We start from the raw sequence: 17,455 nt of genomic DNA, 5'->3' as shown, positions 1-17,455 counted from the left end.
CCCGTGAACGTCTCCACCCACACCGGCTCAGCCCGCAACACCCCACCCATACAGGCAAAATGCCCAGAACAGAGCCTTCTGCAACACCCTTTAGCCCTGGCTTGGGTGGAGGAGGTCATCGCCCCACTGCCGGCAGGTGCTGAAAGTCGTGTCGGCGAGGCCGGTGCGGTGCTCTCGGGTGGCGAGCGACCCGCGTGAGAACCAGGGATCGGGCTTGACAGTATCGGCGAGCGGAATGAATATTCATTCCGTGACTCCCCGGAAGCCAGACCTGGCCCAGTCCCTCATCGACGCCGCCATCGCCCTGTTCGCCGAACGCACCTACGAGGGAACACAGATGCCCGCCGTGGCCCAGCGTGCGGGGGTCGGCGTCGGCAGCATCTACCGATACTTCCCGAGCAAGGAGGCGTTGGGGAACGCCGCGTTCCAGCACGCCAAACGCGATCTACTTCACCGGTTGGCCGAGGCGGCCGATCGAGATGGCCCCACCACCTCGATCCGTGTGGAGTTCGGCCGGTTCTGGCGCGGCTTCGCCCAGTACGCCACGGACCGACCGGACGCCTTCGTCTTCCTGGAACACCAGCAGCACGACACCTACCTCAACCGGGAGAGCACCGAACTCGCCGCTGAGATCGACCGCATCGCCGCCGACTTCATCGCCCGAGGACAGCAGGCCGGTGAGATCCGCGACGGCGATGCCGGCCGACTGGTGGCCCTGGCGCTGGGTGCCTTTGCCGGTCTGGTCCGATTCCAACGCCCCGATGGACTCAAAGCCCTCGATCAAGATGCCCTCGACCAGGCGGAAGACGCCGTCTGGGACCTTCTGCATCCAAAGGACATGTGATGACCACACCACAAACCGTACTGATCACCGGCTGCTCCTCCGGCATGGGGCGTGAGACCGCCCTCGCGCTGCACCAGCTCGGCCACCGGGTCCACGCCACCGCCCGCCGTCCCGAATCCCTCGCCGATCTGGCGGCCCAGGGCATCTACACCCACCCGCTGGACGTCACCGACGAGCCGAGCATGACCGCAGTGGTGGCAGCGATCGAGGCAGAGCACGGCCAGATCGACATCCTGATCAACAACGCCGCCTACGGGCTGCACATGCCGGTCGAGACGGCCTCCCCCGAAGAGGTCCGCGCCCAGTTCGACACCAACGTCTTCGGCCTGGTGCGCATGGCGCAACTGGTCCTGCCCGGCATGCGCCGCGCCGGGCGCGGCAGGATCGTCAACATCTCCTCCATGGGCGGTCGCTTCTCCCCGCCCGGAGGAGCCTTCTACCACGCCAGCAAGCACGCGGTGGAGGCCATCAGCGACTCGCTTCGCCTTGAGGTGTCCGGGCTCGGTGTCCGGGTGGTGGTCGTGCAACCCGGCCCGACCATAACCGAGTTCGGCGCGACCGCCGTCGGAACCATGCATGGCGACCCGGCTTCCGAGTCGGCGGATCCGTACGATCCGTACGCAGACTTCCGCCGTGAGCTGGCCGCCATGTACGCGGACCGCACCTTCACCCGAAGCAGGGGTGCCGTATCGGCCGAGACGGCAGCCCGGGTGGTCGTTCGCGCCGCGACCGTCGCCAGACCTCGCGCCCGCTATGCGATCGGGACCATGGCCCGCGCGACGATGCTCGCCAAACGGCTGCTGCCGGATGCGGCGTTCGACGCGGTCATGCGACGCAACTTCCCCCTGCCGAGGACGGTCTGAGCAGAGCGGCCTGTGCCTTCGTCGGTCTCGTCGCGTCTTGTGGGGGAGCCGGTCGGGCTCCTTAGTGTCGGTCTGCATTCCGGATAGGGAGCTTGAGGGGGGGACAGGCTGCGGGCCGCCGGCCCGCCCCTGGACCTCTGCCGGGCGAGGCAGGCGGTCATGTCGACCCTTGAGGACCGCCGGGTGCGTCATCTTCGATGGGACAGCACAGTACGGGCGAAGGCGTCACCTCAGAACAAGACCACCCGTTCAGCCGTACCGAGTCGGAATACTCAGCGGCGGCCCGTGGGTTGGGCCCGGTATGGCAGATACTCTCTTCGATCCGCATGCCCTACTTGCGGACAGCCGACTCGGTGTGCTCGCGACGATCAAGTCCGACGGCCGGCCGCAGCTCTCGCCGGTCATGCCCGCCTACGACCACGCCGCCGGGGTGATTCGGATCTCGACGACCGCAGGAACGGCCAAGGCCGCGAACCTGCGCCGGGATCCACGTGCCGCCGTGGAGGTGACCAGCCCGGACGGCAGGTCCTGGGCCACGGCGGAGGGCACGGTCGAGTTGGTCGGCCCGGGTACCGATCCGGGCGGCCCTGAGGTTCAGGCGCTGGTGGACTACTACCGGGCCGCGGCCGGCGAGCACCCGGACTGGGACGAGTACCGGTCCGTCATGGTCTCCGAACGGCGCGTGCTGGTGACACTGACCGTCGAGAAGGTGTACGGCGCAGACCTGCACTGATGTGCTCGGCCGTTGCCCCGCCGCGGTCGGCGTGCTGCCGACCGTCGGCGGGGAGGTCGATCCTCCGGCGCCCATCTGACCGGACACCTCCGGGAGAAGGGCGAGGCGTCGCTCTGCTCCTGTCGAGGAAGGGGACTGCTCTGGATCCCCTCAGAGCCCGTTCAGACTGTCCGTGCGTTCCCGGATGAGGCAGGCCGCCCGTTGCAGTGCGGCCTGCTCCGGTTCCTCCAAGGCCCACTCGACGACGCTCAGGACTCCTTGTGCATCGATGGCGACGGGAATCCCCACACTGACATCGGTCAGGCCGTACTCCCCGTTCAATGCCGTGGAGGCCGTCCAGTCCGACTGCCGCCGTTGGGTGATGTCGAGAATCATCCGGGCGACTCCTCCTGCCGTGGTCCACGCCGTTGTGCGCGGGATGCCGAGTCGACTCCATCGGTCGTAGAAACTGCGCAGGTCAGTAAGGACGATGTCGCGCTGATGGGCGGACATCCGTACATGCCTGCCGGCCACCAGAATTCGATGGAAGAGCGGAATGAATGCATCTCCGTGTTCGCCGATAACCCAGGCGGAGGTGTCCGCGGCGTCTGCTCCCAAGACCTGGGCGGCGGCCACTCGTAGACGCAGACTGTCGTTCCATGAGTAGCCGAGGATTCTTGAGGGGGCGATCTGTGCGTGTCGCTGCAACCAACCGCTGAACACATCGATCGGGTTGGTCACAACGATGACGTGCCCGGGCCAGTCTGCGGACAACTTGGCGATCTCGCGGAAGTAGGGCCGGAGGATCTCCGCGTTGCCCGCCATGGACTCCGCTCGTGGTGCCCAGGCGGTGAGCGGGACCGAGGCGGTGATCACAACGATGTCCGAGTCGTGGAAGTCATCGATCCCTCCACGTCTGACGATTGGTGCCCGGCCCAACAGCGCAAGGGATTCCGAGTCCATCAGTAGACAGGTGATGGACTGTGCTCTTCTGCCGATGAGCGCCATCTCGTACGGGATGCGGGCATTGACGAGTAGATGTGCAAGGCATGCCCCCACTCCGCCTGCTGCACCGACGATCGTCACCTTGGGGGTCTTCATCGCGGTTGCACCGTCTTCGCATGGGCGGTGACCTGGCCGCAAACGGTCACCCAGCCGAACGAGCACATCGGATCGTCGCCCTGGGTGCTGAAGTCCTTGAACTCGGCGATCGGGTCGGGGGCAAGCCAGGGGGCCAGCCGTGGCAGGGCAGCTTCGACAGTGGAGCGGTAGAGATCGCTCCAGGGGGAGCCTTCGCGGTAGAAGGGCACCTCGATCGACACATCACGGAGGTCGAGTCCTGCAAGTCGAACAGCTCGGGGCAGCTTGTGGCCGAGGCGGAAGTCGATTCCCTCGGACCGTCCCCAGCGACACCAGGCAGACCAGAAGCGCTGGTCCATTGCCTCACCGAACAGGGCGGCACCGGCGTCGGGTTCGATCAGGACCAGTACTCCGTTCGGAGCCAGTGCTCCTGCGAGACGCCGCACCACGGATTCCCACTGCGGCAGGTGATGCAGGAGTGCACGGCAGGTGATCACATCAAACGTCCCCTCGGGCATCTCGCCCGAGAGCACATCCAGTTCACGCACGGTCAGGTTTGACCGCGGCAGATCCTCCAGGAACGAGAGGTTGATGTCCGTGGCCGTCACCTGCCCATCGGCCCCCACTTGATCGGCCATCCAAGCGGAGATCGTGCCCGTTCCCGAACCGAGTTCCAGACAGCGCAGGCCCGAGCGCATCCCGGCAGCTTGCAGCGCCCGCTGGTGCAGGGGGTCCAGCAACCGCGCCAGCAACCGAAGACGATCACGCTCGCCCGCCCCTGAGCCGGCGAAGACATAGGAGGGAGGGGCCACAGTGTCCTCCGGAGGGAATGCGCTCGCCATGAGGGATCTTCCTTCCGTGCTGCCTACTCAGTCCCGGGAGTGTGATGGGCAACGGTCCATGACGGGTGGTCATTGACCTGGGTGACGGTGGCCTGGGAGAGCTCTCGGTAGTGGGCCGCGATCTTCTCGGCCTCGCCGGTCGGCAGCGGCCCGCCATGGGCCGCTGCCCGGGTGATGATCTCTTCCGGGCCGAGGTTGCGGTTGGCCCGGACGATCGCGTTGACGGCCGGCCGGCGCATCCGGTCGTAGCGGCGGAGCGCGGCCACGGGGTCGCTCTCCCGAGTCAGGCACCAGCTCAGTACCCGGGTGTCGACGACGGACTGCGATCCGCCGTTCATACCCATGGGGAACATCGGGTGGGCGGCATCGCCGAGCAGGGTGACCCGACCGAAGCTCCAGCGCGGCAGTGGATCGCGGTCGAGCATCGGGTACTCGAAGATCGCCGTGGACCGGTCGACCAGCGTTGCGAGGTCGATCCAGGGAAGGTTCCAGGAGGCCAGGCCGGTGTGTGCCTCCAGGGGTGTGATGCGGCGGACGTGGCCGTCCTCAGCTGGCGCGGACGGTCCGTGCCGTACTTCCAGCACCCAGTTCAGCAGGGCATCGCCGCCCTCGGCCGCGGGATCCTCGATCGGATAGGCGATGAACTTTGCGCCGGGGGTCCCACCGGCCACCACGATGGAACGGCCGTCGAAGATGTGAGGATGGTGGGACACCGCGCGCCACATATGGACGCCGTTTCCGTTCGAGGGTCGCTCATCCGGGTACAACTGGGCGCGGACCACGGAGTCGATGCCGTCGCAGCCGACGAGCACATCGGCGTCCTCGACGGTGGGAAGGCCGCTCGTCCGGTCCAGGAAGTGGGCCCGGACACCGCCCGCAATGTGCTCGAAGTGCCAGAACGACATACCGGTTCGAACCGAACCCGGCCCCAGGCGCTCGCGCACCGCAGCCAACAGCAGCATCTGGAGGCGCCCCCGGTGTACGGAGTACTGCGGCCAGTGGTAGCCGGCCGTGAGTCCCAACCTCTCCTCCCACACCGGCTCACCTCTACGGTTGCGGTAGCTCAGCCGGTGCGGAGGAAGCGCTATGGAGGCCAGTTGCCCGGCCAGACCGAGTTCGGCGAGTTCCCGGACGGCGTGCGGTAGCAGATTGATCCCCACGCCGACCGCCTCGACACTGCGCGCCGCTTCGCACACCCGAGGCTCAAGGCCCGCTGCGTGCAGGCTCAGGGCGCAGGTCAACCCGGCGATCCCGCCGCCCACGACGGTCACTTTCATCGGCCTTCTCTGCCTTTCGCCGGGAACGGGGGCGTTCGCGGATCCCGCCTGCCGCGATGGAGGCGGTTCTGCTGTGGGGAACTGGTCCGCAGTGGCGCGCGGGGCGCAATCCGCTCGACGTGGCAGCACCCATGACGACCGTCCTCCAACGGAGGTGCCCATGGGTCCGGCCACGGACCAACGGCCCGGCATCAGCGTCCGGTCGGTGGTCGGTGCCGTCCAATACACAGGGGTGATGGCAACCGTCATCATTTGTGATGGCACCTAGACCATGGGCAGGTGCGGGGGTGGGGCCGCCGTGCGATGTCACCCGTTCGTGGCGGGCGTCGGGTGCGGTGTTCCGCGGCGGCTGTGACCGTGAGAGCGACGACGATCAAAAGGCCCAGCAGTGCCCAGACTGGAGTGAAGCTGCCGGTGAGATCAGCCAGGAGACCGAGCGCGGGTGGCATGGTGACGATGGCGATCTGGTTGACGGACATGGCCAGACCCAGGGCGAAGCCGGTCTTGCCGGGTGGGGCCGCTTCGGTGACGTAGGCGACCCATGGGCCGTACCAACCGAAGCCGAAGAAGCCGAGCCAGACGAACGCGCCGGAGGCGATCAGCGGAACCCCACCGGCGACCGAACACCTGTCGTTCACACCGCGAACGAGGGAACAGGTTATCGCCATCGTGGACCGTTCCATCGCCTCAGCCACCGACGAACCGCACACCGAGTATGGACTTGCCGTAACCAAGCACCACGACCAACGGCTCATCGGGTACACCCGTTTCACCCTTGACCCCCATCAACAACAAGCCGCGCCCCGTTCGGCTTCGCCCGCAACCCCAAACCCAACACCTGTGCAACGGACTACGGAATCGATACGGTCCGGCTGCTGCTCGCCCCCCCCAAGAGGCTGCGTACCGGACTGGATGCACGTGTTCGGCGTCGGAGCCACAATAGGAGGTCTGTGCACCAGCGCGGGGTCGCAGCGCAGAGGTCGACGGATGCCCCCGCCCGAGCAGAGGAGACCTTGCATGACGAAGTACCTGATCTCGTTCCCCGGTGAGGCCATGGTGTTCCCCGAGGAAGACCTCCAAGCGGTGGTCGAAGCCTCGCATGCCGTCATCGAGGAGGCCAAGGAGGCGGGTGTGTATGTCTTTGGCGGCGGGATCGACGAGGACGTGGCCCCGGTGCTCGTGGCCGATGACGGCACAGTCACCGAGGGCACCTACCCCGGCCACAAGGTGCCCAACGGCGGCTACACCGTCCTTGAGTTGCCTTCGCGGGAGGCGGCACTTGAGTGGGCCGCGAAGATCGCCGCCGCCTGTCGCTGCGCACAAGAGGTCCGGCAGTTCCAGTACGACCCGGCCAGCTGACGAGGGCGACCTCAGCCTCCGCCAGGCTGGAGCCGGAGTCGGACGACCCCTTGATATCGCCGACGCCCTCCGAGATTGCCCACTCTCCATATCCCGCCTGTCTAGGGTTGTCCCGCGACCTGCCTCATGGGAAGACATCACAACGCCCAGAGATCGGCCGTTCAACTCAAGTGGTCTCCAACAGCCGCACGGCCTTCTGTATGACCTCCAAGATCTCTTGACGGGCGGCAGGACGGGAGGCGAACACACGCGGGCTCGGGTGCCAGGTCGGGAGAGTGTGTACTTTCGCGGCGTAGCGCTCCTGGTAGAGGGCCCAACCCACCTGCGCCTTGCGGCCCATGGGAACGACCACCTCCACTGAGGGAAGCAGCGTCATCACCTCGTGGAGGAAGGGTGTGGCGCGCCGGATCTCGGATGTGCCCGGGGCCGCGATACGGGTGGTTGTGCCGAGGTACCACGGCACAATGTTCCAGTGCACGGACTTCCCATACGAAAGGCCCGCCTCGTCACGCAGCATCCAGCAGTTCCGCGCGGTGGGGTCGTCGTTGTCGATCGAGATGATTCCGCTGCCGGTGCGACGTAGCTCGGCCTCTGCGCCCATCGCCTTCTGGCCCGGTGCTTCCAGCAGGAAGAGGCTTCGGGCCGCCACGCCTCCTGAGGCGGGGTCGAACCAGGGCACTGATTCGCCGTCACCCAACCGGGTGCGCAGCTTCTCTACCCAATCGTTCAAGGGGCGTACCGAAGGCGCAGTCCGTATTGCTGCCAACCGAGTACGCAGCGCTTCGGGCTCCGCGAGCGCCCGAGGCCCTGTCGTAGGAAACGCAACGTGTGTCATGCGCCGTAGTGTTCCACCTGGTTCGACAGGCTCTGCGGAGCAAGGTGCAAAGAGCGAGTGCGGCTGCCGGTGCGCGGTCCAGGTATCGCATCGGCCGGCTCTCCCTGTCCCAACAGATTTTGACGTTGGAGACTGACTCGACCCAAGGTCGTGAGCTCGCGCAGGTTCCTGCGGATGACCCCGTCCTCTTCATGGGGAAGGTCTCAGACGCGCGGGGTGGGTCGGTAAACGAGCTCTTGGGTGCGGCCGTCGAGTGTCTGGTGATCGATCAGCTCAAGGTCGAAGTCGGCCGCACCCCGGAAGATCGGTGCGGAGCCTGTCTGACCAGTGATGACCGGAAAGATCGTCACCTGGACGCGGTCGACCAGGCCAGCGGCCATCAGCGCGCGGTTCATCGACAGGCTGCCGTGCGACCGCAGTGGCACCTCGGACTCCTCCTTGAGCCGGGCGACAACATCGACGGCGTCACCGCGCGCAACCCTCGCGTCTCCCGGCCAGTCGAGGGGCTCTTGCAGTGTCGTCGAGACCACCGTCGTCGGCAGACTCGTCATCCGTGCTACCCACGGGTCACTCACGTCGGGGGCCTCGGCCCCCGGGCCCAACAGCTGCACGAACTCCCGGTAGGTGCCAGCCCCCAAGACCATCCGCTGCTCCGCGCCGTATTGGGCGAGGCGGTGGTCGAGAAGCTCGGGACCCTGCTTGCCCCAGTAGCCGCCCCAGTCCCCATCACTGTAGGAGCCGTAGCCGTCCAGGCTGGAGAAGACGTCGAAGGTGTAGGTAGCGGGCATCGTGCCCTCCCTGAGCGCTGTTCGATCGGGTTCACAGAATGTAGACCCGAAAGCGCGGCAGAATTCATCGCCACACACGACGACGGACTTCCGCGACGGGGGTACGAAGGGTTTCGCCGGGATCGGTGCCGGGCCCCGGGTCGTACTCCGTGTGTTGGGGTTGTTGGGCCCCCGGAAGACAGGCGTGTGCTGGTGGAATCCGTTGAGCCCGCAGAGGCCGTTGCGTTCCTGGAGTACTGGCTCCGCGAGACCGTGCCCCACAGCTGCTGACCGACTTCCGGCAGCGGTGGCAGGTTCAGCCAGCGGTGGCAGGTTCAGCGCGGCGCCGCGGTCGCCTGTCAGACGCGGCGGACGCGCCAGAGCCATAGGGCCGTGCCCGCTATCAGGGCAAGTGACCCCATGTTGGCCAGGAGAGCCGGGATTTCTGGCGCCGCGTGGCCCGAGATTAGGTTCCAGGTGGTGAAGACGGTGACCGGCAGGATGAGGGTGAGCAGCACGCCGATGGTCTTCTGGACTGCGGTCCAGTGCACCGAGGTGCACAGAAGTACCGCGCCGATGAGGCGGCACAGGGCGGCGACCACCGAGCCGGGGGTGTTGGAGAGCAGCATGGTGGCGGGCGGTGCGATGGTGAGCATCAGCAGCGGGACCAGGGGGTGTACCTTGCCGCGCCTGGCAGGTGCGTTGACATCGCTCAGGGTCGGGGCCCCGGCCGTTCCGTTCCCTGCCTCGACCAGCGCTGTCGCCGCGATCGTGCGGGGGTCCCCCAACTCCGCCAGGATCTCGCCGATCGTGGCGTCGGGGCGCTCGGCGCGCGTCACCTCGATGTGCTCCGCGAGGTCGGCGATGAGTTCCTGGCGACGGTCGGCGGGAAGGGCGGAGGACTCGCGCTCGACCGCGGAGAGATAGTCACGTACGGGTTCGGCAGAGGTCTTCATGCGGGGTCTCCGGTGGGGGGTTGCGGGGTGGTCAGGAAGGTGTCGACGGCGTTGCGGAAGCCAGGCCAGACGCGGGCGAACTCGTCGAGCGCGGCCCGGCCGCTGTCGGTGAGCGCGTAGTAGCGGCGAGGTGGGCCGGAGGCGGACTCCTGCCAGGTGGTGGTGACCAGGTCGTCGCGCCGGAGCCGGGAGAGCAGCGGGTAGACCGTGCCCCGGCCCGTAGCCAGTGCGCCGGAGTCCTCCAGGGCGTGGAGGAGTTCCACGCCGTACCGGGGGCGGTCTCGCATGAGGGCGAGTACGCAGTACTCCAGGACCCCTTTGCGCAGCTGGGCGGCTGCCCGAGCCTGCTTAGTCGCATCACCTGGTTGCATGCGTTGCAAGATACCTGGTCGGGCAAGCAGGAGAGAAAGGGGGTCCTTCTTCAGGAATCGCCAGCGAAGTATTTCCGTATTTATCTGTACGAAAATGGCGAACAGGGATGCTGGAGGTGGGGGAGTGAGCGGGTCGCCAGCTGCGATAGGGCGGGTGACCGTGGTGGCTCAACATCCGTGGACGTCTGACGAGAGCTTCCGGGCGCCAGCCCAAGCCCCGTTCGGCTGCGATGGCGACGGGATTCGAACCCGCGGACAGATGGGAGCAGGCCCGCCCGTCTCCGTCAGTCGACGTAGGGGAACCTCCCGACGCCGATCGCAATGGGCCGCTCTGCCACACCACCGCAACCTGCGGGAACGCGCGTACCCGCTCAGCTCTGAGTAGAGACATCGCCCTCGGCTGGCGAACCCTTACCTGTAGCGGGAACACCAGTGCCACGGTCCAGAAACCGAGTTGGAGCACCCACTCGGTGATAGACCGTGTCGCACATCGGCTGTGCTAGCGGTCGTCGGGGGGCGGGTCGGCGAGGATGCCCTGGAGGAGACCGGTCGCTTGGCCGACCTCGATGAGGTACCCGTCAGGATCGCGCAGATAGCAGCGCAGCTCGGCCTTTCGATCGATCGGCGGGGTAAGGAACCGCGCGCCCTTCGCGCCCCAGAGTCGGTAGCAGGCGTCGATGTCCGCCACACGGATGTTGAGGAAGCTGGACGCCGTACCGGGGTCATCGGGCGGTCGGAGGGTGACGTCGGGTTTGTCGGGGGTGGGGCCGCCTCCCGGGTTCATGATGATCCAGCTGTTGGCGAGCTTGACGATGCATGGGTTCTCGGCGAGGACGACCTCACCGCCGAGGACCTCGGTGTAGAACGCTCGGGACCGGCCCACATCGCCCACGGTGAGGAAGTGGGTGAGCAGCAACCCGGAGGCCGGGGCCGGGAGGTCTTCGCTGTGCATGACGGTGGCTCCTCTGCTGTTCCGTACCAGGCCCGTGCGCGGCAGCCCCGGTACGGTGATGGCCCCTTCTTCATCCCTTTCGTCATCATCGGCGCGCGCCCACGGAAGGCGTACCGCCCTCCGGATGAACCGGGCGGGCCCACGCAGCACCAAGGCCGGCCCCGATCTCCCACCTCATCGGTTGAGCCCGCACTACGACGACGTCCTCCAGCCACGCGATGACTGGAGCCCCGACGAACGGGCCGTCCCCGCACACGCCCCGCAACCGAACCCGGCGCTTTGAACAAGTCAGCCCGGCTTGGGGCCCGCGACCGCGTCAACCGATGCTCGGATGCCTGCCGGGCAGCCGACGTTGTGCGCGGTGTCAGACCGGGTCGGGGAGCCAGGGTGTGTGCGGGGTCAGCTGCGCGCCGATACCCCACAGGAGACCCGCGGGCGTTGTGTCGTAGGAGACAGGAGCGGTGCGGGTCGGATTCCCCTTCCGGTCGAAGAAGACTGCGTTGTCGGTGTCGAGGCGGTGGGCTCCAGCCAGGGCGACCGAGGCCCGAGCCCCGGGCGGGCCGTCCGACAGCAGGGATTCCCGCACCACATCACCGGCGCGGAATACCGGCAATCATCCCGCCGTCGACCACGAACTCGGCACCGGTCGTGAACGAAGAGGCGTCACTCGCCAGGAACACGATCGTGTCCGCGATTTCCGATGCCTTACCGGCCCGTCCCAGTGGGATGTCAAGGCTGTCGGGGTCGATCCGCGCGGTCATCCGAGTACGCACATAGCCCGGGTGCACAGAGTTGACGCGAATCCCGGACGAGCCGAGTTCGACCGCCAGCGACTGCGACAGACCTCGAACACCGAACTTGGCCGCCGTGTACGCGTGTAATGCTGGGCTGCCCCGAAGGCCGTCGACCGACGAGATGTTGATGATCGACCCTCCGCCTTGCGCCTTCATTTGTGGAACGACTGCCCTGCACCCGAAGAACACACCTGTGAGATTCACAGCGATCACCGCGTTCCACCTCGCGGTGGTGAACTTCTCGATGGGGGCCGCGTTCGCAATGCCCGCATTGTTCACCAGTACGTCCAGGGCCCCGAACGCTTCCACCGTCTGCCGGAGCGTGTCCGCCCAACCCTTCTCGTCAGTCACGTCCAGATGCACGAAAAGAGCACCTTCACCGAGCGCGGCGGCCAGTTCGAGCCCCTGCTTGTCAGCGACGTCCGCAACCACCACGCGCGCCCCCGCCTCGTGGAGTGCTCGCACGGCAGCCGCACCGATGCCGCGCGCTCCGCCCGTGACGAGCGAAACCCTTCCGCCGAGGTCGATCCCGCCTGTGCCTCGCAAAGATGTCAACTCCTCGTCCCCCACTCGATTGCTTCAACAAGTGCAGAAGCACTCTGGAGAGTTCACCGTATCGCCCTGGCTGAGCGTGACCGGTCACCATGATGACCGGTCGGTGTGCGGGCCGATCCTCAACCTTGTCCCCTGCGGAGCGTGGCCTTCGGGTCACCTGATCGGTCGAACGGGTGGGCCCGCCGCGCGGCGTCGATGCTTGCCGAGGGCCACAATGACCCACGGTTGTGGCGTCTGGCTCGCGGGTTTGATGTACCGGTGCTGAGGTGCGATACAGCGTTTCGGAGTGCGGCGGCCCAAGGATGTCGAGAACCTGTCACCGGCTCCGTCCCAGGGGCATCGAGCGGCCACCACCGGTCGCACGAGGAAGAAGGAGATTCCAGCATGGCGATTCAGCGGATGGACAACGTCGGCATCGTCGTCGACGACTTGGATGCCGCCATCGCGTTCTTCGTGGAACTCGGGATGGAACTGGAGGGCAGGGCGGAGGTCGAGGGGCTCGTCGCCGACCAGTGCACCGGACTCGACGGCGTCCGCTGTGACATTGCGATGGTCCGGACCCCGGACGGTCACAGCCGACTTGAGCTGGCGAAGTACCGTAGCCCCGCCGTGATCAGCGCCGGGCCGCGCGATCGGCCGCACAACATTCTGGGCACGCACCGCGTCATGTTCGCCGTCGACGACATCGAGGACACCATTGCCCGCCTGCGCCCTCACGGCGCCGAACTCGTCGGTGAGATCGCCCGGTTCGAAGACAGCTATCTGCTCTGCTACATCCGCGGTCCGGAGGGCATCATCGTCGGTCTGGCCGAGCAACTGGGCTGAGCAGGGAAACCGAACCCGTGTTGGGACCGCGAGAATCTGAGTCGTCCTGCGCGTGTCTGGTCGCGATATCGGGCCACCAGCGGGGTCCCTTGGCCCAGCTACCCGGGGCATTCAGTCCGCCAGGATTGGCTCGACCACTCGGCATCACTCGGCGCTGAGGACGCCCGCAAACAGCAGCAGACCTGCTAGGAGCATGAGGGATCCCATGACCACCGGCGCCGCACTCGTGGCCTTGGAGTGACGAGAGTTGACCCGCCCAAAGGTGGTGTCCTGCTTCTGGATCCGCCCGGCGAAGAGGGTCCGGGCGCTGATGAGACCGATCCCAGCAAGCACCATGAAGAATCCCAGGAAGATCGTCTTGGCATCCATGGATCACCGCGTCCTCTCTCAGGCAGGATCAGGTCTGAAGCCCTACGTGCCATTCGCCCCAGTAGGCCCCAGCGGATGCGACGTCCGCCTGCCCGCCTTTGCTGAGGCTGGCCACTGATGTCCCCGGAGTCGTAGGAGCACCACCCTCCATAGGCGGAGGGCTTGCTACCGGCGATGCCCGTTCCGCCCTCCAGACCCCCGGAGCCACCAGCGCGCCGAGTTCGCTCTGGTTGAACCTCGCTCCGGTGTCGTTGGCGAACGCGATCACGCTGCCAACGGTGTCGGTGAGGCAGTGGTCGTGGCGGACCCGGGTCGTCATGAAGCTCAGGGTGCCCCGGATTCCCGACTGAATCCCCCATCTACGCCCCGCGATGCTGAGGCGGAGAGGCCGAGCGGCCCATCTCCGACGGAGGGTTCGCCGAGCCGGTGCACGGGCGGTGGTCGGGGGAGCCCAGCGAAACCGACGGCCCCCGATGGGAATCATGGGAATCAGAGGAGCAACGGCGCGGGACGGCCTCCACACCGGCCAGGTTCAGAGCCTCCGGGTATCGAGAACCCCTGGCGGTTCGTTGCCGATGCGGCACCACATCAACATGCTCGGCCGGTACTCCCTCCAGATCCTGTGATTTCTCGGGTGGGCTGCGGCCCCTGCGCATCCCGGACGCGACTGACGAGGAATGACCGTGTGGACGCCGCTCCGTCCTGCTAACGTCCATGGCATGAAGCGCGCTGCTATAACGACGACGCCGGAGAGTGTCCCGGCGCGCTGACAGACGATCTGATGCGAAGCCCCGGGGCAAGTGCCCCGGGGCTTCGTCGTAGGCCCGGTCACTTGCTCCGCAACCAGCAAGGAGACCGCGATGACCAGCGTGCATGACCACCGTAAACTGGGTCGTGAGCTTGACCTGTTCGACACCGATCCGTTGATCGGAGCGGGCCTGCCGTACTGGTTGCCCGCCGGCGCGACCGTACGGCACACCCTGGAGGAGTACATCCGCACAGCCGAGCAGCGGGCGGGCTACCAGCACGTGTACTCACCGGTCCTCGGCAAGCGGGAGCTGTACGAGATCTCCGGGCACTGGGCGCACTACAGCGCCGACATGTTTCCCCCGATGGCGCTCGGCGGTGAGCAGGTCATCCTGCGGCCCAGCCTCTGCCCTCACCACGCGGTGATCTATCGCTCCCGGCCGCACAGCTACCGCGAGCTGCCCCTGCGCATGGCAGAGCTCGGGGGCATGTACCGCTCGGAGCTCTCCGGAGTGCTCGGCGGGCTGACCCGGGTGCGGGCCATCCAGCTCAACGACGCGCACATCTTCTGCACCCTGGACCAGGTCGCCGGGGAGGCGCAGAGAGCGTTGGAGATGATCGGCCAGGCATACGAGGCGCTCGGCATCACCCCGGCCCGCTACCGGCTCTCACTCCCGGGGCCCGGTGGCAAGTACATCGCAGCCCCTGAGAAGTGGCAACGGTCCACCGCCCTGCTGACTGACGTCCTCGACCGTTCCGGCCTGCCCTACGAAGCAGCCGATGCAGAGGCCGCGTTCTACGGCCCCAAGATCGACGTCCAGGTCACCGACAGCGCCGGCCGGGAGTCCACCCTGTCCACCGTCCAGGTCGACTTCCACCAGCCCGAGCAGTTCGACCTGCACTACATCGGCGCTGACGGCGCCAGACACCGCCCCGTCATGGTCCACCGCAGCATCATCGGGAGTGTGGAGCGAGCCATTGCCCATCTCATCGAACAGCACGGCGGTGCCTTCCCCGGCTGGCTGGCCCCCACTCAGCTGGTGATCCTGCCGATCTCCGATACCGAACTGCCCAACGCCACAGCCCTCGCCCTGCGATGTGCCAGCCTCGGGCTGCGCGCCGAGATCGCAGGACCAAACCGCGGCACCCTGGGCGCGCGTATCCGAGAGGCGCGCCTGGTTCCCTACCAAGCCGTCATTGGTGCCAAGGAGGCCGCTGACGATCGCGTCGCACTGCGTCTGCGCGACGGACGCCGACTCGCCCCACTGCCGGTCAGCGAGGCACTCACCCGTATCAGTGCTCTCGTCGATGCCCACAGCACCGACCTGTGGGTCGACACTGCCGCGTAGCCGAGGGTCCGATCAACGTCTGCGGTCGCTGAGGCGAGGACGCAGAAGAAGATCTCCGCGGTCGAGGCCGGCGAGTGCTTGAAGGAGGCGGGCGACCGGCGCCAGCGGCCGGGCTTCACCGAGCCGTTCGGCAGCCCGGCTGACCGGGGCGGAACCGGCGGCTCAAACGCGTCATCTTCCTCGGCGCGTTCTCCTCGATCGGGGTGACGCTCTGGGTGCCCGGGCGGGGCTTGGAGACCCCCGCCTGCGCAGTCCAGCGGACGGAGCAGCCGCTGTGGTGGACCGCGAGTCCAAGGGAGCGCCAGCGGCACGCCCCCCCCGGGGCGCGGGTGACGCGGGGCATCGAGTCGGGGCAGCGGACAGATGGTGCGGCACGTGTGCCAAGGTGACCGCATGACGTGGAACGGTGACGAGTATCAGGCCAGGTTCGACCGCATTGCCGCCGACGGACAGGATGTCCACGGTGAAGCCACGATGGTCCGGTCCTTCGAGCCCACCACCGTCCTTGACGCAGGCTGCGGCACCGGTCGGGTCGCCATTGAGCTGGCCCGCCATGGAATCGCCGTGACCGGCGTGGACGTGGACGAGTCGATGCTCGCCGTCGCCCGGCGTCAGGCGCCGGAGATCCGCTGGCATCAGCATGACCTGGCCGATCTCAATCTGGGACTGTTGTTCGACATCGTGGTGATGGCCGGCAATGTTCCCCTATTCACATCGCCGGGGACGGAATCGGCCCTGGTGGCCGGGGTGGCGGCGCACGTAGGTCCGGGTGGCCGTCTCATTGCCGGCTTCTCCCTCGACCGCGGTTACTCGTTGGATGACTACGACGCCTACTGCCGCGTGGCGGGACTTGCCCTTGAGGCCAGATACGCCACTTGGTCCCGGGCCGCTTATGCGGGCGGAACGTACGCAGTTTCAGTCCACCGAAAGTCCTGAACTCCCGACGGCCAGCGCTCCCGACGGCCAATCGGGCTCCATAACCTGCCGTACTCCTGGACGACGTGCCCGTACCCCTGGCCGCGGGCTCAAGACGGCTGTCGTGGCTAGCGCGGCGCTGAGGCGTTCGGTGCCGCGGGAGCTGTGCGCCGATCTCGACTGGGACGTCTAAGACATGAACACCGCCAGGATCAAGCCGTTGAGTCGACTGCCCGATGCGCTTCACCCGCAGCGTCGTAACATGTCATCTCATGGATGACAGACAGGATGTCGTCGGCGTGATGACCGTCTGAGGGGGGTGCCTGTGACCGCAGCCAAGCGGCCGTCCACGACCAGAGCCGATGCCCACGGTCCGTCGTCCTTCCTCGCCGCCGCGGCGGCCCTTGCCGCCATAGACGACGTCCTGCGCGATGCCCAGTACGAGGCTCCCGACGCTGCTGGCCCCGGTCCCGAGCAGGCGCTGGCCTCGCTGATGATGCTGCGGCACGTGCGCGAGCAGCTCGCCGGCTGGGAGACCGGTCTGATCGAAACCGCCCGCGCTGCGGGCGCCAGCTGGGCCGATCTCGCCCGCCCCCTCGGCGTCGCCAGCCGTCAGGCCGCCGAACGCCGGTACCTCCGTGGCCGCCCCGGCGCCATCGGCACCACCGGAGAGCAGCGTGTGACAGCCACCCGCCAGGCCAGGGCCGCTGAACGCGCCGCGGTCACCTGGGCCCGCGCCAATGCCGCCGACCTGCGCCGCCTCGCCGGACAGATCACCGCGCTCGCCCACCTGACGCCCGAAGCACGCTCAGCTCAGGCCGCACTGCTTGCCGCCCTCGGCGCCACCGACGCCGCCGAGCTGCTCGCCCCTCTGACCGGCATGCGCCCTTACCTCGATGCCCACCACACCGACCTCGTCACCTGCCTGGACGCCCTCGACGACCGGCTCACGGTGACGGCCGCTGACCATGCCTGATGCCTATCACAGAGAGTCACCACAATCGGGCGCACTCCAGCCCGCCCTGAACCACGCCGACGACGGG

Annotated in this window: 21 protein-coding genes and 1 tRNA gene; 9 read left to right on the top strand and 13 right to left on the bottom strand. The window is 67.2% G+C overall.

Features of this window, described 5'->3' with window-relative positions; translation table 11 throughout:
• From ACFXJL_RS32705 to ACFXJL_RS32690, 4 genes are all read left to right on the top strand, one after another.
• The coding region (locus tag ACFXJL_RS32705; protein ID WP_384698626.1) for a hypothetical protein at nt 1–198 on the top strand (198 nt) is incomplete at its 5' end.
• A gap of 52 nt (nt 199–250) precedes the next feature.
• The gene (locus ACFXJL_RS32700; protein ID WP_384698623.1) at nt 251–844 is read left to right on the top strand and encodes a TetR/AcrR family transcriptional regulator; all 594 of its coding nucleotides are present in this window, start codon (nt 251–253) and stop codon (nt 842–844) included.
• A complete protein-coding gene (locus tag ACFXJL_RS32695; protein WP_384698621.1) occupies nt 844–1,707 on the top strand; it encodes an SDR family NAD(P)-dependent oxidoreductase in 864 nt (287 codons plus the stop codon). The genes ACFXJL_RS32700 and ACFXJL_RS32695 overlap by 1 nt, the downstream gene beginning before the upstream one ends.
• A gap of 301 nt (nt 1,708–2,008) precedes the next feature.
• Nucleotides 2,009–2,440: a PPOX class F420-dependent oxidoreductase gene (locus tag ACFXJL_RS32690; RefSeq protein ID WP_358878054.1), complete on the top strand. Its 432-nt coding sequence runs from the start codon at nt 2,009–2,011 to the stop codon at nt 2,438–2,440.
• A 150-nt stretch (nt 2,441–2,590) separates the two neighbouring features.
• On the opposite strand, the gene ACFXJL_RS32685 is transcribed toward ACFXJL_RS32690, so the two are convergent.
• The 4 genes from ACFXJL_RS32685 to ACFXJL_RS32670 form a co-directional block, all read right to left on the bottom strand.
• Nucleotides 2,591–3,520, bottom strand: coding sequence for a malate dehydrogenase (locus tag ACFXJL_RS32685; protein ID WP_384698617.1), 930 nt, complete (start codon nt 3,518–3,520; stop codon nt 2,591–2,593).
• Nucleotides 3,517–4,341, bottom strand: a complete 825-nt coding sequence (locus ACFXJL_RS32680) for a class I SAM-dependent methyltransferase (protein WP_384698614.1) — start codon at nt 4,339–4,341, stop codon at nt 3,517–3,519. Before ACFXJL_RS32680 ends, ACFXJL_RS32685 begins: the two co-directional genes overlap by 4 nt.
• A 23-nt stretch (nt 4,342–4,364) precedes the next feature.
• Nucleotides 4,365–5,618 (bottom strand): FAD-dependent monooxygenase, encoded by a 1,254-nt coding sequence (locus tag ACFXJL_RS32675; RefSeq protein WP_384698611.1) that lies wholly within the window; start codon nt 5,616–5,618, stop codon nt 4,365–4,367.
• A gap of 248 nt (nt 5,619–5,866) precedes the next feature.
• Entirely contained in the window at nt 5,867–6,286 is a 420-nt protein-coding gene (locus ACFXJL_RS32670) for a hypothetical protein (protein ID WP_384698608.1), read from the bottom strand.
• A 349-nt stretch (nt 6,287–6,635) separates the two neighbouring features.
• Between ACFXJL_RS32670 and ACFXJL_RS32665 the strand changes: the two genes are divergently transcribed.
• Nucleotides 6,636–6,977: a YciI family protein gene (locus ACFXJL_RS32665; RefSeq protein WP_384698605.1), complete on the top strand. Its 342-nt coding sequence runs from the start codon at nt 6,636–6,638 to the stop codon at nt 6,975–6,977.
• A gap of 166 nt (nt 6,978–7,143) precedes the next feature.
• On the opposite strand, the gene ACFXJL_RS32660 is transcribed toward ACFXJL_RS32665, so the two are convergent.
• The 8 genes from ACFXJL_RS32660 to ACFXJL_RS32625 form a co-directional block, all read right to left on the bottom strand.
• The gene (locus tag ACFXJL_RS32660; RefSeq protein WP_384698602.1) at nt 7,144–7,707 is read right to left on the bottom strand and encodes a uracil-DNA glycosylase; all 564 of its coding nucleotides are present in this window, start codon (nt 7,705–7,707) and stop codon (nt 7,144–7,146) included.
• Between the two features lie 308 nt (nt 7,708–8,015).
• On the bottom strand, nt 8,016–8,600 hold the full coding sequence (locus ACFXJL_RS32655; protein WP_384698599.1) for a dihydrofolate reductase family protein: 585 nt from the start codon (nt 8,598–8,600) through the stop codon (nt 8,016–8,018).
• 338 nt (nt 8,601–8,938) lie between these two features.
• A complete protein-coding gene (locus ACFXJL_RS32650; protein ID WP_384698596.1) occupies nt 8,939–9,535 on the bottom strand; it encodes an HAAS signaling domain-containing protein in 597 nt (198 codons plus the stop codon).
• Entirely contained in the window at nt 9,532–9,906 is a 375-nt protein-coding gene (locus ACFXJL_RS32645) for a PadR family transcriptional regulator (RefSeq protein WP_358878044.1), read from the bottom strand. Before ACFXJL_RS32645 ends, ACFXJL_RS32650 begins: the two co-directional genes overlap by 4 nt.
• Before the next feature lie 228 nt (nt 9,907–10,134).
• Nucleotides 10,135–10,250: transfer RNA gene (locus ACFXJL_RS32640), tRNA-OTHER, on the bottom strand.
• A gap of 155 nt (nt 10,251–10,405) precedes the next feature.
• On the bottom strand, nt 10,406–10,858 hold the full coding sequence (locus ACFXJL_RS32635) for a VOC family protein (protein ID WP_384642679.1): 453 nt from the start codon (nt 10,856–10,858) through the stop codon (nt 10,406–10,408).
• Nucleotides 10,859–11,222: 364 nt separating this feature from the next.
• The gene (locus ACFXJL_RS32630) at nt 11,223–11,444 is read right to left on the bottom strand and encodes a hypothetical protein (RefSeq protein ID WP_384698593.1); all 222 of its coding nucleotides are present in this window, start codon (nt 11,442–11,444) and stop codon (nt 11,223–11,225) included.
• 4 nt (nt 11,445–11,448) lie between these two features.
• The gene (locus ACFXJL_RS32625) at nt 11,449–12,222 is read right to left on the bottom strand and encodes a glucose 1-dehydrogenase (protein ID WP_384698590.1); all 774 of its coding nucleotides are present in this window, start codon (nt 12,220–12,222) and stop codon (nt 11,449–11,451) included.
• A gap of 369 nt (nt 12,223–12,591) precedes the next feature.
• On the opposite strand from ACFXJL_RS32625, the gene ACFXJL_RS32620 reads away from it, so the two are divergent.
• The gene (locus tag ACFXJL_RS32620; protein ID WP_384698587.1) at nt 12,592–13,032 is read left to right on the top strand and encodes a VOC family protein; all 441 of its coding nucleotides are present in this window, start codon (nt 12,592–12,594) and stop codon (nt 13,030–13,032) included.
• 144 nt (nt 13,033–13,176) lie between these two features.
• Here ACFXJL_RS32620 and ACFXJL_RS32615 read toward each other — a convergent pair whose 3' ends face one another.
• The gene (locus ACFXJL_RS32615; RefSeq protein WP_358878038.1) at nt 13,177–13,401 is read right to left on the bottom strand and encodes a hypothetical protein; all 225 of its coding nucleotides are present in this window, start codon (nt 13,399–13,401) and stop codon (nt 13,177–13,179) included.
• Nucleotides 13,402–14,270: 869 nt separating this feature from the next.
• Here ACFXJL_RS32615 and thrS point away from each other — a divergent pair.
• The 3 genes from thrS to ACFXJL_RS32600 all read left to right on the top strand — a co-directional run bounded on the left by thrS (nt 14,271) and on the right by ACFXJL_RS32600 (nt 17,388).
• A complete protein-coding gene (gene thrS / locus ACFXJL_RS32610) occupies nt 14,271–15,497 on the top strand; it encodes a threonine--tRNA ligase (RefSeq protein ID WP_384698635.1) in 1,227 nt (408 codons plus the stop codon).
• Nucleotides 15,498–15,890: 393 nt separating this feature from the next.
• Nucleotides 15,891–16,433, top strand: a complete 543-nt coding sequence (locus ACFXJL_RS32605) for a class I SAM-dependent DNA methyltransferase (protein ID WP_384698583.1) — start codon at nt 15,891–15,893, stop codon at nt 16,431–16,433.
• Nucleotides 16,434–16,737: 304 nt separating this feature from the next.
• Entirely contained in the window at nt 16,738–17,388 is a 651-nt protein-coding gene (locus tag ACFXJL_RS32600) for a type III effector protein (protein ID WP_384698580.1), read from the top strand.
• The last annotated feature ends 67 nt before the right edge of the window (nt 17,389–17,455 follow it).

Origin of the sequence: Streptomyces sp. NPDC059256, from assembly GCF_042753785.1 — a bacterium.
GTDB lineage: Bacteria > Actinomycetota > Actinomycetes > Streptomycetales > Streptomycetaceae > Streptomyces.
This window is presented reverse-complemented; position numbering and strand designations above follow the sequence as displayed.

What these genes read in the sequence shown, in the direction of transcription:
- ACFXJL_RS32695 (WP_384698621.1), top strand. Translation starts at nt 844, where the DNA reads ATGACCACACCACAAACCGTACTGATCACCGGCTGCTCCTCCGGCATG.
- ACFXJL_RS32690 (WP_358878054.1), top strand. Translation starts at nt 2,009, where the DNA reads ATGGCAGATACTCTCTTCGATCCGCATGCCCTACTTGCGGACAGCCGA.
- ACFXJL_RS32685 (WP_384698617.1), bottom strand. Translation starts at nt 3,520, where the DNA reads ATGAAGACCCCCAAGGTGACGATCGTCGGTGCAGCAGGCGGAGTGGGG.
- ACFXJL_RS32680 (WP_384698614.1), bottom strand. Translation starts at nt 4,341, where the DNA reads ATGGCGAGCGCATTCCCTCCGGAGGACACTGTGGCCCCTCCCTCCTAT.
- ACFXJL_RS32675 (WP_384698611.1), bottom strand. Translation starts at nt 5,618, where the DNA reads ATGAAAGTGACCGTCGTGGGCGGCGGGATCGCCGGGTTGACCTGCGCC.
- ACFXJL_RS32670 (WP_384698608.1), bottom strand. Translation starts at nt 6,286, where the DNA reads ATGGCGATAACCTGTTCCCTCGTTCGCGGTGTGAACGACAGGTGTTCG.
- ACFXJL_RS32665 (WP_384698605.1), top strand. Translation starts at nt 6,636, where the DNA reads ATGACGAAGTACCTGATCTCGTTCCCCGGTGAGGCCATGGTGTTCCCC.
- ACFXJL_RS32655 (WP_384698599.1), bottom strand. Translation starts at nt 8,600, where the DNA reads ATGCCCGCTACCTACACCTTCGACGTCTTCTCCAGCCTGGACGGCTAC.
- ACFXJL_RS32650 (WP_384698596.1), bottom strand. Translation starts at nt 9,535, where the DNA reads ATGAAGACCTCTGCCGAACCCGTACGTGACTATCTCTCCGCGGTCGAG.
- ACFXJL_RS32645 (WP_358878044.1), bottom strand. Translation starts at nt 9,906, where the DNA reads ATGCAACCAGGTGATGCGACTAAGCAGGCTCGGGCAGCCGCCCAGCTG.
- ACFXJL_RS32635 (WP_384642679.1), bottom strand. Translation starts at nt 10,858, where the DNA reads ATGCACAGCGAAGACCTCCCGGCCCCGGCCTCCGGGTTGCTGCTCACC.
- ACFXJL_RS32620 (WP_384698587.1), top strand. Translation starts at nt 12,592, where the DNA reads ATGGCGATTCAGCGGATGGACAACGTCGGCATCGTCGTCGACGACTTG.
- ACFXJL_RS32615 (WP_358878038.1), bottom strand. Translation starts at nt 13,401, where the DNA reads ATGGATGCCAAGACGATCTTCCTGGGATTCTTCATGGTGCTTGCTGGG.
- ACFXJL_RS32605 (WP_384698583.1), top strand. Translation starts at nt 15,891, where the DNA reads ATGACGTGGAACGGTGACGAGTATCAGGCCAGGTTCGACCGCATTGCC.